Genomic DNA, 15,420 nt, shown 5'->3' on the forward strand with positions numbered 1-15,420 from the left:
CCCGAGGGTGGTGGTTTCAGCGCACGAACAGTTTCTGGATCAATTTCTGGATCGATTTACCATAAGGCGGGTAGATCAATTTCGCCGCATTCAGGCGTTGCTTCACCAGCACACCCTTGGCCTTGCTGAAGGTCAGGAAGCCTTCATGGCCGTGGTAATGGCCCATGCCCGAAGGGCCGATGCCACCAAACGGCATGTCGTCCTGGGCCACGTGCAGCAGGGTGTCATTCAGGCACACGCCACCGGAGTGGGTTTCGTGGAGCACACGATCCTGTTCGCGTTTGTTGTAGCCGAAGTAATACAGGGCCAGCGGGCGAGGGCGCTGGTTGATGTAGGCAAATGCCTGGTCGAGGTCGCGATACGGCACGATCGGCAGCAGAGGCCCGAAGATTTCGTCCTGCATCACGGTCATTTCATCGCTGACGTTCAGCACCAGGCTATGCACCATGCGCCGTGCCTGGCCTTGTTCATGGAGCGGGATCAGGGTCGCGCCCTTGTCAGTGGCGTCCTTGGCGTAGGCGGTGAGTCGGGCCAGTTGTCGCTCATTGATGATGGCGGTGTAGTCCGGGTTGTCGGCCAGGGTCGGATAAAACCCGCGAATGGCCTGGGCGTACGCTTCGACGAAGTCATCGACACGGGCTTCCGGCACCAGCACATAGTCCGGTGCCACGCAGGTTTGCCCGGCGTTCAATGCTTTGCCGAAGGCGATGCGCTCGGCAGCGTCCTTGAGCGGTACATCCGCCGACACGATGGCCGGCGACTTGCCGCCCAGCTCCAGCGTGACCGGCGTGAGGTGTTCGGCGGCCGCACGCATCACGTGCTTGCCGATGCTGGTGGCGCCGGTGAACAACAGGTGATCGAAGCGCAACCTGGAGAACGCCATGCCCACTTCGGCTTCGCCCAGCACTACACACACCAGGTCCTCGGGGAAAATCCTGGCCAGCAGCGCCTTGAGCAACTCGCCGGTGGCGGGGGTGGACTCGCTGAGTTTGAGCATCACCCGGTTGCCGGCGGCCAGGGCGCCCACCAGCGGGCCGATGGCCAGGTACAGCGGATAGTTCCAGGGCACGATCACCCCGACAACACCCAAGGGTTGATAGATGACTTTGGCTGACGCGGGCTGGAAGGCGATGCCTACGGCGCGTCGGGAAGGTTTCATCCAGCCCTTGAGGTGTTTGCTGGCGTAGTGGATGCCATGCAGGCTCGGCATCAGTTCGGCGAACAGGGTTTCGTCTGCGCTGCGATGGCTGAAGTCCTGGCTGATGGCGTTGATCAACGCCTCACGTTCGTCGCTGAGCACATCGCGCAATGCCTTGAGCCACTGCTGGCGCTGCGCCGCGGGTGGCATCGGGTTGGCGGCGTAGGCGCGACGCTGGGCGTCGAACAGGTCCTGGAGTTGATCCAGCGCCTGGGAATCTTGCAGGTAGGCAACGTTGGCAGACATGGCGCAGTTCCCGATTGTTATAGGTCTGCGTGGATTTTTAGAGTCATTACTCTAGATTGTCAAATGTCATTACACCTACGTGCGGATTTATCCTGACGGGGATAGGCCGTAAGATGGCCCATCACGTGTAAAGAAGCTGATCCCATGGCACCACGAGTAAAGACCAGCGAGCGTATTGTGCAAACCAGCCTGGAGCTTTTTAACCAGCAGGGCGAGCGCAGTGTCAGCACCAACCATATCGCCGCCCATATGGAAATTTCTCCGGGCAACCTGTACTACCACTTCCCCAACAAGCAGGCGATCATCGCCGTGCTGTTTCGCGAATACGAAGCCTTGGTGGACAGTTTCCTGCGCCCGCCCCAGGGCCGTGCGGTGACTGTCGAAGACAAGCGCTTCTACTTGCAGGCCGTGCTGGCGGGCATGTGGCGCTACCGTTTCCTGCATCGCGACCTCGAACACCTGCTGGAAAGCGATCCGGAACTGGCCACCGGCTATCGGCGCTTTTCCCAGCGCTGCCTGACCCAGGGCGGGGCCATTTACCAAGGGTTTGTCGATGCCGGCATTCTTAATATGGACCCGGTGCAAACCGAGGCCCTGACCCTCAATGCCTGGATCATCCTGACTTCCTGGGTGCGTTTCCTCTGTACCACCAATGAAAACTCCACCCATTTGAGCGCCGAGGCGATCAAGCGTGGTGTGTATCAGGTGCTGGTGCTGGAGGCCGGTTTCGTCACGCCCCAGGCGAAGGAGGCGGTGGATGCCTTGTTCAAAGAGTTTTACGTGCCGTTGAACCAGGCACTGGAAGAAGTGAAGTAGGACCTTTCCCGAATCTGTTCACAGGAGTCCGTCATGCCGCTTGCCCAACTGATCAGCCCCCAGCAATTGGCCGAGCGCCAGTCACGTGGCGGGCTGGTGATCCTTGATTGCCGCTTTGCTCTGGAAGACCCGGACTACGGGCGTTGCAGCTACGCCGAAGGGCATATCGACGGTGCGCAATATGCCGACCTGGAGCGTCACCTCAGCGGCCCGGTGACCAAGGGCGTGACTGGTCGTCACCCGTTGCCGGCGGCGGATGCGTTGGTGCGACAACTGCGGGCCTGGGGCATCAACGCCGACACCGATATCGTGCTGTATGACGACGGCCCCGGTGCATTTGCTGCCCGCGCCTGGTGGTTGCTGGTCTGGTTGGGCAAGCGTGATGGCGTGTTTATCCTTGATGGTGGCCTCAAGGCCTGGCACGCCGCCGGGTTCCCGTTGAGCCTGGATGCGCCGGTGATCGAGCCCGGAACCTTTGCCGGTACGCCGGACAATCGCTTGCTGCTGGACGCCGAACACCTGCAAAAGCGCCTGGGCCAGCCGGGCCTGACCTTGATCGATGCGCGCGCCCAGCCGCGTTTTCGCGGCGAAGTGGAACCCATTGACCCGATTGCCGGGCATATCCCTGGCGCCCAATGTGCGGCGTTCAACGAAAACCTGGGCAGTGATGGCCGCTTTCTGCCGGCTGACCAGCTCAAACAGCGTTTTGCCGCCCAACTGCAGGGCCGTTCGCCGGAAGACCTGGTGGCGTACTGCGGTTCAGGCGTGACGGCATGCCATAACCTGTTCGCCCTGAGCCTGGCGGGATATCCGTTGGGCCAGTTGTATGCGGGGTCCTGGAGCGAATGGATTACTGATCCGACGCGTGAAATCGCTACAGGCGACTGAGCGGCTTGAGGTGTCAACCCAATCAAATGTGGGAACAAGCAATGTGGGCTTGCTCCCACATGTTTTAACCGCGTTGTGTCAGCAACCACTGGGGAATACGCCGCTCCAGGTAATAACCCGGGCGCTTGAGCGAACCGTCGACAAACCCCACGTGCCCGCCCTTGGCCAGCAGCTCGAATTCAGTGCAGGCCGATAGCTCGCTGGCCTCAGGCAGGCTGCGGGCGAACACGAACGGATCGTCGTTGGCCTGGATGATCAGGGTGGGCGTGCGGATGCTCCCCAGGTAATAGCGGCTCGAGGCGCGGCGGTAGTAGTCCTCGGCGCTCAAGAAACCATGCAGGGGCGCGGTTACCCGGCCGTCGAAATCCCAGAACGTACGCATCTTGTCCAGCGGCCCCAGGGCTTCCAGGGTCTTGAGCCCGTCGGCCTGGCCATCCTGTAGAAAGCGGCGTTGCTTGATGCGGATGTACGCGAGCATTTCACGCATGAAGTGCTTCTGGTAGACCCGCGAAAAACCCAGGCCAATGCGGTCGGCACACTGGTCCAGCCGAAACGGTACCGACACCGCCACCGCGCCCTGCAGACCTGACGCCTGGCCGGTTTCCCCCAGATGCTTGAGCAGCACATTGCCGCCCAGCGAATAACCCACCGCATACAGCGGCGCCAAGGGGCGTTTGGCGTGCAGGTGGGCAATCGCCTCCGCCAGGTCTTCGCTGGCCCCGGAGTGGTAGCTGCGCGCCAGCAGGTTCGGTTCCCCCGAGCAGCCACGCCAGTTCAACGCCGCGCTGGCCCAGCCTTGCAAGGCGAGGGCCTTTTGCAGGCCGGCGACATAGGGCGAGTTCGACGAGCCGGTCAGCCCGTGCAGCACCAGCACCAACGGCGCTTGCGCGTCATGCGGGCCATGCCAGTCGAGGTCGAGGAAATCGCCGTCTTCCAGCCACAGGCGCTCGCGTTGGCGGGTGAGGTGCGTGGTGGGGCGCCACAGCGGGCCCCACAAGGTTTGCAAGTGAGGGTTGCCGAGGCCGAAGGCGGGGGTGAACAGGTCGGCGGAAGGGGTCATGACATTCTCTGGTTCTGTAGCGAGCAAGCTTTTTGTAGTGAGCGGGCTTGTCCCGCGCTGGGGCGCGAAGCGGCCCCAAAACCTGCTACCCCGTTCTGACGGGATAAGTTCTTGAGGGGGCCGCTACGCAGCCCAGCGCGGGACAAGCCCGCTCACTACAAAGACCGGTTCACCACAACGGTGTCATACGGTGCTGCGTTGCCACAGTGCGTAATGCACCTGCCCTGATTTTTGCTCGCGGTGCAGGCGCCAGGTGGCCGGCAGGCCCAGGGTGGACGGCGCTGTCTCGCTTTCAGTGTAGATCCACGCGTCCGGTGCCAGCCATTGGCGTTCTTCCAGCAGTGTGCACACGTTCGGCAGCAGGTTCTGGTTGAACGGCGGGTCGAGGAAGACGACGTCGAACGCGCTGGCAGGTTGGGTTTCCAGGTAGCGCAGGGCATCGGCGGTCTGCACCTGGCCGTTGGTGCAGCGCAGGGTGCCCAAGTGTTCCTTGAGGCTGGACACCGCCACATTGCTGGCATCCAGCGCCTGGCCCAGGGCAGCGCCACGGGACAAGGCTTCGAGAAACAACGCGCCGCTGCCGGCGAACGGGTCCAGGACCTTGGCGCCCTCGATGTAGGGCGCGAGCCAGTTGAACAGGGTTTCACGCACGCGGTCCGGCGTCGGGCGCAGGCCCGCGACGTCGGGGAAGCTCAGCTTGCGGCTGCGCCATTCGCCGCCAATGATGCGCAGCTGGCCTACCCCGTTATGCACGTTGTGGACAGGTTTTTTCGGGTGGGATGAACGGGCCATCAATGCTCCGGAACCCCGAGCGGCTGCTCGGCGGGTTTATCAGTGGGGGGCGGCAGTGGCTTTTGCGCAGTCGTCGGGCCGGCGGTCACGATGACCATCTTGTCGGCGCTCAGGTGTCTGTTCAGCGCGGCCTTGACCTGCTCCACGGTCAGGGCCTGGGATTGTTTCATGAAATCTTCCAGATAGTTCAGCGGCAAGTTGTAGAAACCCATCGCGCCCAACTGTCCGACGATATCGGCGTTGCTGGCGGTCGACAGCGGGAAGCTGCCGGCCTGCTCGCGCTTGGCGTCATCCAGTTCCTTCTGCGTCGGGCCGTTCTTGAGGTATTCGGCCAGCACGTCTTCCACCAGGCGCAGGGTGCCGCCGCTCATTTCGGCGCGGGTCTGCAGGTTGATCATGAACGGGCCGCGCACCTGCATCGGTGAAAAGCCCGAGTAGACGCCGTAGGTCAGGCCACGCTTTTCACGCACCTCGCTCATCAGGCGTGTACCGAAACCACCGCCGCCGAGGATCTGGTTGCCCATGGAGAGGGCTGCGTAATCCGGGTCGGCGCGGTCGATGCCCAGTTGGGCGAACAACAGGTGCGTCTGCTTGGAGGGAAACTCGATATGGCCAAGGCCGGCCCGGGGTTCGGTCGGCTGGGCGATCCGGGCCAGGGCCGGGCCCTTGGGCAGCGATGCGGAAACCTTGGCCGTCATGGCTTCGGCTTCGACGCGAGTCAGGTCGCCGACCACCGCAATCACTGCGTTGCCTGCCGCGTAAGCCTTGGCGTGGAAGGCCTGCAACTGCGCCAGGGTGATCGCCGGAACGCTCTGCGGCGTGCCCTCGCTCGGGTGGGCGTAAGGGTGGTCGCCATACAGGCGCTTGAACAGCTCGAGGCTCGCCAGTTTGCCGGGGTTCTGCTTCTGGTATTCAAAGCCGGCCAGCAGCTGGTTCTTGATGCGCGCCAGGGAGTCGGCAGGGAAGGTCGGCTGGCCGATCACCTGATCGAACAGCGTCAGCGCCGCTTCGCGCTTGTCGCTGTCGCTCAGGCTGCGTAGCGACACCAGCGCCATGTCGCGGTAGGCGCCATTGCCAAAGTCGGCGCCCAGGCCTTCGAAACCGGCGGCGATCTGGCTCACGTCCTTGCCCGGCACGCCTTCGTTCAGCATGGCGTTGGTCAACAGCGCCAGGCCCGGGACGTCACCGTCCTGGCTGCTGCCGGCAGCGAACAGGATGCGCATGTCGAACATCGGCAGCTCATGGGCTTCGACGAACAGCACCCTGGCGCCTTCGGCGGTGATCCAGGTCTGTACATCGAGCTTGCGATTGGTCGGCGCCTTGCCGTCCAGCTCTGCCAGGGATTGCAGTTTGTCGGCCGATTGAGCCTTGTCCAGCGCCTGGCTGGCGACGGAGTCACTCGGGCGCAGCAAATACACGGCACTCGCCGCGGCCAGGGTGACGGCAATCAGGCCGGGCAGGATCAGGCGGCTGCTTTTGCGATCACTCATGAGCGGTCTCCTCAGGCAGGACATGGGCGACGCTGAGGCGGTCGCGGGTGAAATAGGTGCGTGCGGCTTGCTGGATATCCTGCGGAGTCACGCTTTGCAGGTCGGCCAGTTCGGTGTCCATCAGCTTCCAGGACAGACCGACGGTTTCCAGCGAGCCGATGGCCGTGGCCTGGCTGGTGATCGAGTCGCGCTGGTAGACCAGGCCTGCGATGACCTGGGCGCGGATGCGCTCCAGCTCTTCAGGGGTTGGCGGTGTGGTCTTCAGGTCTTCCAGCAAGCGCCACAGGCCGGCTTCGGCTTGGGCGACGGTCTTTTTCTTTTGCTGGTTCGGCGTGGCCGTGAGGGTGAACAGGCTGTCACCCCGGGTGTAGGCGTCGTAGCTGGTGGACGCGGCAGATACCAACTCTTCGCCACGCTCCAGTTGTTCCGAGATGCGCGCGCTGTAGCCGCCATCCAGCAAGGCCGAAATCAGGCGCAGGGCCTGGACCGAACGCTTGTCGGCGGCGGTGGCCAGGCCCGGCACGTTGAAGCCCAGGATCACGCTCGGCAATTGGGTCTGTACATGCATCGTCAGCAGGCGTTCGCCCGGCTCGGCCAGCTCCATCGGCACCTTGGCCGGCGGCACGTCGCGCTTGGGAATCGCGCCGAAGTAGCGCTGGGCGAGGGTTTTCACCTCGTCCGGGGTCACATCGCCGACCACCACCAGGGTGGCATTGTTCGGCACGTACCAGGACTGGTACCAGTGGCGCAGTTCCTCGACTTTCATGCGCTCGAGGTCAGCCATCCAGCCGATGGTCGGCGTGTGGTAGCCGCTGGCGGGGTAGGCCATGGCCTTGAAGCGCTCATAGGCCTTGGACATCGGGTTGTCGTCGGTGCGCAGGCGACGCTCTTCCTTGATCACCTCGATCTCGCGGCTGAACTCGTCGGCCGGCAGGCGCAGGCTGGCCATGCGGTCGGCTTCCAGTTCAAAGGCCACGCCCAGGCGGTCGCGGGCCAGTACTTGGTAGTAGGCGGTGTAGTCGTCGCTGGTGAAGGCGTTTTCTTCGGCGCCCAGGTCACGCAGGATCAGCGAGGCTTCGCCAGGGCCGACCTTGGCGCTGCCTTTGAACATCATATGTTCCAGGGCGTGGGACAAACCGGTCTGGCCCGGGGTTTCGTAGCTCGAACCGACCTTGTACCAGACCTGGGAAACCACCACCGGCGCGCGATGGTCTTCGCGCACCACCACCTTGAGTCCGTTATCCAGGGTGAATTCATGGGTGGGTTGTGGATCGGCAGCCAGGGCTGAAAGGGGCAGACAAACTGTGCTGAGCAGCAGGCCTGCGGCGCGGCGGGCTAGAGCATTCATTCGTTTTTAAACCTGTTGGGCTGCCCGCTTGGTCTTAGCGTCGGCGGGCGAGGAGGTGCTAGGATACTGATCCGACTGAGTGACAGCCACTGCGGCTGCCCTGTTAAGGCTCTATTTAGGCCTTACAAAATGTTGCGCATGAACGAGCTGGCTAAAAAACAGTCTGTTACGCATCGAATTTTATTTACCGGCGCGCCCCTTGGCGCGTCGCTACCTTGAGATAGCCGTCTCCATGTTTGGTTCCAACGACGACAAGAAGACCCCAGCCGCGGCTGGCGAGAAGAAAGGCCTGTTCGGATGGCTGCGCAAAAAGCCGCAGGAAGCCGTCGACGAACAGCCCCAGGTTCAACCTGAGCCCCCTATCGAACACGCAGCAGAGCCCATCGCAGAAGCCGAACCGGTGGTTGAAACCCCGGCTCCGGTGGTCTTGCCCATGGTCGAACCGGTGTTGCAGCCCGTCGTCGAGGTTGCCCCTGAGCCGGAACCTGAGCACAAGCCGTGGCCGGAGCTGCCGGTGGCCGAAGAGCCCGTGGCATTGGTTGAAGACGTGCAGGCCGAGCATGTGCCGCCACCTATTCCGGCGCGGGTCGAGCCGGTCGCCGTGCCGGCGGTCATCGCGCCTGAACCGGTTGCCGTGGCTGCTCCAGCGCCTGCCGAAACCGCCAAGACCGGCTTCTTCGCCCGTCTCAAGCAAGGCCTGAGCAAGACCAGCGCCAGCATCGGCGAGGGCATGGCCAGCCTGTTCCTGGGCAAGAAGGTCATTGATGACGAACTGCTGGAAGACATCGAGACCCGTCTGCTCACCGCCGACGTGGGCGTCGAAGCCACCGCCGTGATCATCCAGAGCCTGACCCAGAAGGTCGCTCGCAAGCAGCTCACCGACGCAGACGCGTTGTACAAATCCCTGCAGGCCGAGCTGGCCGCCATGCTCAAGCCGGTGGAGGCGCCGCTGGTCGTCACCCCGAACAAGCCGTTCGTGATCCTGGTGGTGGGCGTCAATGGCGCGGGCAAGACCACGACTATCGGCAAACTGGCCAAGAAACTGCAGTCCGAAGGCAAGAAAGTCATGCTGGCCGCCGGCGATACGTTCCGTGCCGCGGCCGTGGAACAGCTGCAAGTCTGGGGCGAGCGCAACAAGATCCCGGTCATCGCCCAGCACACCGGCGCCGATTCCGCTTCGGTGATCTTCGATGCCGTGCAGGCCGCCAAGGCGCGCAACATCGATGTGCTGATCGCCGATACCGCCGGTCGGCTGCACACCAAAGACAATTTGATGGAAGAACTGAAGAAAGTGCGCCGTGTGATCGGCAAGCTGGACGCAGACGCACCGCACGAGGTGTTGTTGGTGCTGGATGCCGGCACGGGCCAGAACGCCATCAGTCAGGCCAAACAATTCAACCAGACCGTCCAGCTGACCGGCCTGGCATTGACTAAGCTCGACGGCACGGCCAAGGGCGGCGTGATTTTCGCCCTGGCCAAACAGTTCGGGTTGCCGATTCGTTACATCGGTGTCGGTGAAGGCATCGACGACCTGCGCACTTTTGAAGCCGAACCCTTTGTACAGGCACTGTTTGCCGAGCGGGAGCGTTCATGATTCGATTCGAACAGGTCGGTAAACGCTATGCCAACGGGCATGTGGGCTTGCATGAGCTGAGCTTTCGGGTGCGTCGTGGCGAGTTCCTGTTTGTCACCGGCCACTCCGGCGCCGGCAAAAGTACCTTGTTGCGCCTGTTGCTGGCCATGGAGCGCCCGACCACCGGCAAGCTGCTGCTGGCGGGCCAGGACCTGGCGACCATCAGCAATGCGCAGATTCCGTTCCTGCGCCGCCAGATCGGCGTGGTGTTCCAGAACCATCAGTTGCTGTTCGACCGTACCGTGTTCAACAACGTGGCCCTGCCGTTGCAGATCCTCGGGCTGTCCAAGGCCGAAATCGTCAAGCGCGTGGATTCGGCGCTGGAGCGCGTCGCGCTGTCGGACAAGACCGACCTGTACCCGGGCGACCTCTCCACCGGGCAGCAACAGCGCGTCGGTATCGCCCGCGCCATCGTCCATCGCCCGGCTTTGCTGCTGGCGGACGAACCCACCGGTAACCTCGACCCGCGTCTGGCCGCTGAAATCATGGGGGTGTTCGAGGACATCAACCGCCTGGGCACCAGCGTATTGATCGCCAGTCACGACCTGGCGCTGATCGCCCGCATGCGCCACCGCATGCTGACCCTGCAACGCGGCCGCCTGATCGGCGACGGGGAGGCAGGCGTATGAGTGCTACCCGCAGCCCTAAAGTCTCCGAGCGCGTGGCGCCGAAACCGGCCGACCCGCAACCGTCGAAGAAAAAACACGACCACGATGATGACGGCCCGGACTTCGGCACCCTGCTGCGCGCCTGGATCGAGAGCCATCGCGCCAGCCTGCTGGACAGCCTGCGGCGCCTGGGCAAGCAGCCTATCGGCAGCTTCTTCACCTGCCTGGTGATGGCCGTGGCCTTGAGCCTGCCGATGGGGTTGTCGTTGCTGCTCAATAATGTGGAGCGCCTGGGAGGCTCCTGGCAGCGCGCGGCGCAGATATCGCTGTACTTGAATATCGATGCCAGCGCCAAGGACGGCGAGTCCCTGCGCGACGACATCAAGAACTTGCCAGGCGTGGCGGATGCCGAGTACATCAGTCGCGACCAGGCCCTTGAGGAGTTCCAGCAACAGTCGGGCCTCGGTGAGGCGCTTAAAGAGCTGCCGCAGAACCCGTTGCCGGGGGTGGTGCTGGTCACGCCGAATGAAGTCGACAAGCCTGCGCTGGAAGCCTTGCGCCAGAAGCTCGCGGAAATGCCCAAGGTGCAACAGGCTCAGTTGGACCTGGTGTGGGTCGAGCGCCTGGCGGCGATTCTCAAGCTGGGTGACCGCTTTGTATTTGGCCTGACGGTATTGTTGGTTTCTGCATTACTTTTGGTGATAGGCAATACCATTCGTCTTCATATCGAAAACCGTCGCACCGAGATAGAAGTGATTAAACTGGTCGGCGGCACAGACAGCTATGTGCGTCGTCCCTTTCTTTATATGGGCGCGCTTTATGGCTTCGGTGCCGGGATTTTCTCCTGGGGCGTACTGGCATTTGGCCTGAACTGGCTGAATGACGCGGTAATCGGGCTGGCCGGCTTGTACGGCAGCGATTTTGCCCTGGCCGGCGTACCGGTAGCCGATGGTCTGAGTCTCTTGCTTGGCGCGGTGCTGTTGGGGTATATCGGTGCTTGGATTGCGGTCGCACGGCATTTACGCGAGCTGGCGCCCAAGTAGTTAATGTCAGATTAATGTGGTTTCGTTTGTATTGACCGTATCGGCTGTATAGGGAACTTGTCCTACGGTTCCCGGTCAATTTTCGCAGTGCTTCACTGCACGAGTTATGTGAGTCGGAGGTTTTTTCGTATGACCACTTCTTTGCAACCTGCTTATGCGCTGGTTCCGGGTGCGAACCTGGAAGCCTATGTGCACACGGTCAACAGCATTCCATTGCTGACGCCCGAGCAGGAGCGTGAACTGGCCGAGAGTCTCTACTATGAGCAGGATTTGGGGGCGGCTCGGCAGATGGTGCTCGCCCACCTGCGTTTTGTCGTACATATCGCCCGTAGCTACAGCGGCTACGGCCTGGCCCAGGCTGACCTGATCCAGGAAGGCAACGTCGGCTTGATGAAGGCCGTGAAGCGCTTCAACCCGGAAATGGGTGTGCGCCTGGTGTCGTTCGCCGTGCACTGGATCAAGGCGGAAATCCACGAATTCATCCTGCGCAACTGGCGCATCGTGAAAGTGGCGACCACCAAGGCCCAGCGCAAGCTGTTCTTCAACCTGCGCAGCCAGAAGAAACGTCTGGCGTGGCTGAACAACGAGGAAGTCCACCGTGTGGCCGAAAGCCTCGGCGTGGAGCCCCGTGAAGTGCGCGAGATGGAAAGTCGCCTGACCGGTCATGACATGGCCTTCGACCCGGCCGCTGAAGCGGACGACGACAGCGCCTTCCAGTCGCCGGCCAATTACCTGGAAGACCACCGGTACGACCCGGCGCGTCAACTGGAGGATGCGGACTGGAGCGACAACTCCAACCACAACCTGCACGAAGCGCTGGAAGTGCTGGACGACCGCAGCCGTGACATCCTCTACCAGCGTTGGCTGGCAGAAGAAAAAGCCACGCTGCACGACCTGGCGCAGAAGTACAACGTGTCGGCCGAGCGGATTCGTCAGCTTGAGAAGAGCGCGATGAATAAGCTGAAGTTGTCGATTGCTGCCTAAACTGCTGCGATAAGACAAAAAAATGCCCCATTCGAAAGAGTGGGGCATTTTTGTTTATCTTCGGAGTCAATGCGGCCTCTGTGGGAACTGGCTTGCCTGCGATGGGGCCCTGTCAGCCAACTGATGGGCAAGCTGATGGACCGCTATCGCAGGCAAGCCAGCTCCCACAGGGGGGTGTGGTGTGTCAGTCGGCCCAAGGCGCTTTGCGCGAATTGTTCAACTCCACCAGATACCCATCCCCACCCAACTGACTCATCTGCTGGCGAATCCACGCCGCTCTACGCGAGACATAGGCGGTGGGATGGCTGGCACTCCACACCCGCGGATTCGGCAACACCGCCGCCAGATAACTGGCCTGCTGCCGCGAAAGCGCCTTGGCACTCACCCCAAAGTGATGCCGTGCCGCCGCTTCTGCGCCAAACACCCCTTCGTCCCATTCCACGCTGTTGAGGTACACCTCAAGAATTCGCTGTTTGGGCCACAAGACCTCGATCAACCCGGTGAACCACGCTTCCAGCCCTTTACGCAGATAACTGCGCCCGGCCCACAGGAACAGGTTCTTCGACACCTGCTGGCTTAACGTGCTGGCGCCGCGAATCGAGCCGCCGCGCTCGTTGTGCAGGATCGCCGCCTGGATCGCGCCGAAGTCGAAACCCCAATGTTGCGGGAAGCGCTGGTCCTCGCCGGCCATCACCGCCACCTTGAGCTCATCGGAGATTTCGTCCCGCGGCACCCAGGTACGTTGCAGGTCGATGGGCTCGCCGTCGATCCAGGATTCCACCTTGCGCTCCACCATCAGCGCGGTAAACGGCGGCGGAACCACGCGCAACAGCAGCACCAGCAACACGCTGCCGATGGCAAACCATTTCACGACCTTGAGAAAACGCTTGAAGAGGAGACGCAGCATAGAGATGGCTTGGCCGAACCCGTTGAGCGGGCCATTATACAGACCCGGCCCCTTGCGTCTGACTGGAGTTCCTCATGTTGCGTGGCTTTCTGATGTTGGCTGCCTTTTTCGGCTTTACCGGTGTCGCCCTCGGCGCCTTTGCCGCCCACGGCCTGAAAAACCGCCTGAGCGCCGAGTACCTGGCGATCTTCCACACCGGCGTCACTTATCAACTGGTGCACACGCTGGCACTGTTCGGCGTCGCGTTGCTGGCGGCGCATATTCCTGGCCGATTGGTCAACTGGGCAGGCATCTCGTTTACCGTCGGCATTCTATTGTTCTCCGGCAGCCTGTATGTGCTGACCCTGACCGGGATCAGCAAACTCGGGATCATCACGCCGTTTGGCGGGCTGGCGTTCCTGCTTGGATGGTTCTTCCTGGGCCTCGCAGCCTGGCGCTTGCAACTGACCGCTTGACGCTTGGAGCTGACCTTCAGGTCCCAATCGCGCTAGAATGCGGGCCCCTAAAAACGATGGCGGCCCGTGGCATGCGCATTCAGTTGAACGGCGAATCCCTTGAACTGCCCGACGGTGAAACCGTTGCGGCCCTGCTGACCCGTCTGGACCTGACCGGACGCCGTGTCGCAGTGGAACTCAACCTGGATATCGTCCCGCGTAGCCAGCACGCCGAGACCACGCTCACCGACGGTGATCAGGTCGAGGTGGTCCACGCCATCGGCGGCGGCTAGTCGCCCACCCGGATTCTGCAGAACCTCACTCCAACTCGAGGATTTCCCATGAGCATCGTTCGTAGCGACAAGCCCTTCGTCCTGGCCGGTCGTACCTACCAGTCCCGCTTGCTGGTCGGCACCGGCAAGTACCGCGACATGGAAGAAACCCGCCAGGCCATCGAGGCCTCGGGCGCCGAGATCGTCACCTTCGCGGTGCGCCGCACCAACCTCGGCCAGATCGAAGGCGAGCCGAACCTGCTCGACGTGCTGTCGCCGGACCGCTACACCTTCCTGCCGAACACCGCCGGTTGCTACGACGCCATCGAGGCCGTGCGCACCTGCCGCCTGGCCCGTGAGCTGCTCGATGGCCACAACCTGGTGAAGCTGGAAGTACTGGCAGACCAGAAAACCCTGTTCCCCAACGTGATCGAAACCCTCAAGGCCGCCGAAACCCTGGTCAAGGAAGGCTTCGACGTGATGGTCTACACCAGCGATGACCCGATCATCGCGCGCCAACTGGCCGAAATCGGCTGCATCGCGGTGATGCCGCTGGCCGGTCTGATCGGTTCCGGTCTGGGCATCTGCAACCCGTACAACCTGCAGATCATCCTCGAAGAAGCGAAGATCCCGGTGCTTGTGGATGCAGGTGTGGGCACGGCTTCCGATGCCACTATCTCCATGGAGCTAGGCTGTGATGCCGTGCTGATGAACTCGGCCATCGCCCATGCCCAGCAACCGGTCATGATGGCCGAAGCCATGAAACACGCCATCGTTGCGGGCCGCCTGGCCTACCTCGCCGGGCGCATGCCAAAAAAACTCTACGCCAGCGCCTCTTCGCCGCTGGATGGTCTGATCAAGTAAGAGCCATTGATGACTGAATCAAACGAAACGCCGAACCCCCTGGAAGCAGGCGACGAGTCCAAGCACCGCCGTATCAAGAGCTTTGTGATGCGCGCCGGTCGCATGACCGAGGGCCAGCAAAAGGGCCTGGAACAAGGTGCGCCGCTGTTCGTGCTGCCCCTGGCCGACACGCCGGTGGACTACGACCAGGTGTTTGGCCGCTCGGCCCCGCGCTCCCTGGAAATCGGCTTTGGCATGGGGCATTCCTTGCTGGAAATGGCCGCCGCTGCGCCGGAGCAGGATTTCATTGGCGTTGAGGTGCACCGTCCAGGTGTCGGCGCGCTGCTCAATGGCGTGCTGACCCAGAACCTGACCAACCTGCGGGTTTACGACTGCGATGCGATCGAAGTGCTCAACCGCTGCATCGCCGACAACAGCCTCGACCGCCTGATGCTGTTCTTCCCCGACCCTTGGCACAAAGCCCGTCACCACAAGCGCCGCATCGTCCAGGCGTCTTTCGCGGAACTGGTGCGCAGCAAGTTGAAAGTCGGCGGTATCCTGCACATGGCTACCGACTGGGAGCCTTACGCGGAATACATGCTGGAAGTGATGAACGTCGCCCCTGGCTACCGCAACCTTGCCGAAGACGGTAAGTGCGTGCCGCGCCCTGCCGAACGGCCGATCACCAAGTTCGAACGTCGCGGCGAGCGGTTGGGGCATGGGGTGTGGGATTTGAAGTTCGAAAAAATTGACTGAGTAGAACACGGTCAAAACTGTGGGAGCTGGCTTGTCGGATCGCCGCACCGCTGCGATGCAGACACCTCGGTGTATCAGTGATACCCAGGTGATGCTATCGCA

16 protein-coding genes are annotated in these 15,420 nt (G+C 62.2%); 10 read left to right on the forward strand and 6 right to left on the reverse strand.

The features are described from left to right. Positions 1 to 16: 16 nt before the first annotated feature. Positions 17 to 1,444, reverse strand: coding sequence for a coniferyl aldehyde dehydrogenase (locus ACW9IN_RS23275; protein ID WP_457368016.1), 1,428 nt, complete (start codon positions 1,442 to 1,444; stop codon positions 17 to 19). 144 nt (positions 1,445 to 1,588) lie between these two features. On the opposite strand from ACW9IN_RS23275, the gene ACW9IN_RS23280 reads away from it, so the two are divergent. Together ACW9IN_RS23280 and ACW9IN_RS23285 are read left to right on the forward strand one after the other, a co-directional pair. Next, on the forward strand, positions 1,589 to 2,260 hold the full coding sequence (locus tag ACW9IN_RS23280; RefSeq protein WP_176996783.1) for a TetR/AcrR family transcriptional regulator: 672 nt from the start codon (positions 1,589 to 1,591) through the stop codon (positions 2,258 to 2,260). A gap of 33 nt (positions 2,261 to 2,293) precedes the next feature. Beyond that, entirely contained in the window at positions 2,294 to 3,148 is an 855-nt protein-coding gene (locus tag ACW9IN_RS23285; RefSeq protein ID WP_457368017.1) for a sulfurtransferase, read from the forward strand. A gap of 64 nt (positions 3,149 to 3,212) precedes the next feature. Here ACW9IN_RS23285 and ACW9IN_RS23290 read toward each other — a convergent pair whose 3' ends face one another. The 4 genes from ACW9IN_RS23290 to ACW9IN_RS23305 form a co-directional block, all read right to left on the reverse strand. Further along, positions 3,213 to 4,208: a hydrolase gene (locus ACW9IN_RS23290; RefSeq protein ID WP_457368018.1), complete on the reverse strand. Its 996-nt coding sequence runs from the start codon at positions 4,206 to 4,208 to the stop codon at positions 3,213 to 3,215. A gap of 183 nt (positions 4,209 to 4,391) precedes the next feature. Continuing rightward, complete coding sequence (gene rsmD / locus ACW9IN_RS23295) at positions 4,392 to 5,000, reverse strand: 16S rRNA (guanine(966)-N(2))-methyltransferase RsmD (protein WP_457368019.1); 609 nt, start codon at positions 4,998 to 5,000, stop codon at positions 4,392 to 4,394. Further along, positions 5,000 to 6,490 carry a M16 family metallopeptidase gene (locus ACW9IN_RS23300; RefSeq protein WP_457368020.1) on the reverse strand — a complete coding sequence of 497 codons (1,491 nt, stop codon included), beginning with the start codon at positions 6,488 to 6,490 and terminating at the stop codon, positions 5,000 to 5,002. Before ACW9IN_RS23300 ends, rsmD begins: the two co-directional genes overlap by 1 nt. Then, positions 6,483 to 7,838, reverse strand: coding sequence for a M16 family metallopeptidase (locus ACW9IN_RS23305; RefSeq protein ID WP_457368021.1), 1,356 nt, complete (start codon positions 7,836 to 7,838; stop codon positions 6,483 to 6,485). Before ACW9IN_RS23305 ends, ACW9IN_RS23300 begins: the two co-directional genes overlap by 8 nt. A 232-nt stretch (positions 7,839 to 8,070) precedes the next feature. Here ACW9IN_RS23305 and ftsY point away from each other — a divergent pair, with 232 nt between their 5' ends. The 4 genes from ftsY (at position 8,071) to rpoH (ending at position 12,106) form a co-directional block, all read left to right on the forward strand. Then, on the forward strand, positions 8,071 to 9,432 hold the full coding sequence (gene ftsY / locus ACW9IN_RS23310; protein WP_457368022.1) for a signal recognition particle-docking protein FtsY: 1,362 nt from the start codon (positions 8,071 to 8,073) through the stop codon (positions 9,430 to 9,432). After that, positions 9,429 to 10,100, forward strand: a complete 672-nt coding sequence (gene ftsE / locus ACW9IN_RS23315; protein ID WP_003234627.1) for a cell division ATP-binding protein FtsE — start codon at positions 9,429 to 9,431, stop codon at positions 10,098 to 10,100. The genes ftsY and ftsE overlap by 4 nt, the downstream gene beginning before the upstream one ends. Further along, positions 10,097 to 11,122: a permease-like cell division protein FtsX gene (gene ftsX, locus ACW9IN_RS23320; protein WP_457368023.1), complete on the forward strand. Its 1,026-nt coding sequence runs from the start codon at positions 10,097 to 10,099 to the stop codon at positions 11,120 to 11,122. The genes ftsE and ftsX overlap by 4 nt, the downstream gene beginning before the upstream one ends. Before the next feature lie 129 nt (positions 11,123 to 11,251). Continuing rightward, a complete protein-coding gene (gene rpoH, locus ACW9IN_RS23325; RefSeq protein ID WP_003176698.1) occupies positions 11,252 to 12,106 on the forward strand; it encodes an RNA polymerase sigma factor RpoH in 855 nt (284 codons plus the stop codon). 184 nt (positions 12,107 to 12,290) lie between these two features. Here the strand turns inward: rpoH and mtgA are convergent, their stop codons facing one another. Then, positions 12,291 to 13,013 (reverse strand): monofunctional biosynthetic peptidoglycan transglycosylase, encoded by a 723-nt coding sequence (gene mtgA, locus ACW9IN_RS23330; RefSeq protein ID WP_457368024.1) that lies wholly within the window; start codon positions 13,011 to 13,013, stop codon positions 12,291 to 12,293. 74 nt (positions 13,014 to 13,087) lie between these two features. Between mtgA and ACW9IN_RS23335 the strand changes: the two genes are divergently transcribed. The 4 genes from ACW9IN_RS23335 to trmB all read left to right on the forward strand — a co-directional run bounded on the left by ACW9IN_RS23335 (position 13,088) and on the right by trmB (position 15,318). Beyond that, the gene (locus ACW9IN_RS23335; RefSeq protein ID WP_457368025.1) at positions 13,088 to 13,468 is read left to right on the forward strand and encodes a DUF423 domain-containing protein; all 381 of its coding nucleotides are present in this window, start codon (positions 13,088 to 13,090) and stop codon (positions 13,466 to 13,468) included. Between the two features lie 71 nt (positions 13,469 to 13,539). After that, complete coding sequence (gene thiS / locus ACW9IN_RS23340; protein ID WP_457368026.1) at positions 13,540 to 13,740, forward strand: sulfur carrier protein ThiS; 201 nt, start codon at positions 13,540 to 13,542, stop codon at positions 13,738 to 13,740. A gap of 48 nt (positions 13,741 to 13,788) precedes the next feature. Beyond that, positions 13,789 to 14,583: a thiazole synthase gene (locus ACW9IN_RS23345; protein WP_457368027.1), complete on the forward strand. Its 795-nt coding sequence runs from the start codon at positions 13,789 to 13,791 to the stop codon at positions 14,581 to 14,583. 9 nt (positions 14,584 to 14,592) lie between these two features. Continuing rightward, on the forward strand, positions 14,593 to 15,318 hold the full coding sequence (gene trmB / locus ACW9IN_RS23350) for a tRNA (guanosine(46)-N7)-methyltransferase TrmB (RefSeq protein ID WP_457368028.1): 726 nt from the start codon (positions 14,593 to 14,595) through the stop codon (positions 15,316 to 15,318). Positions 15,319 to 15,420 lie beyond the last annotated feature (102 nt).

The organism is Pseudomonas sp. SDO5271_S396 (genome assembly GCF_054071795.1).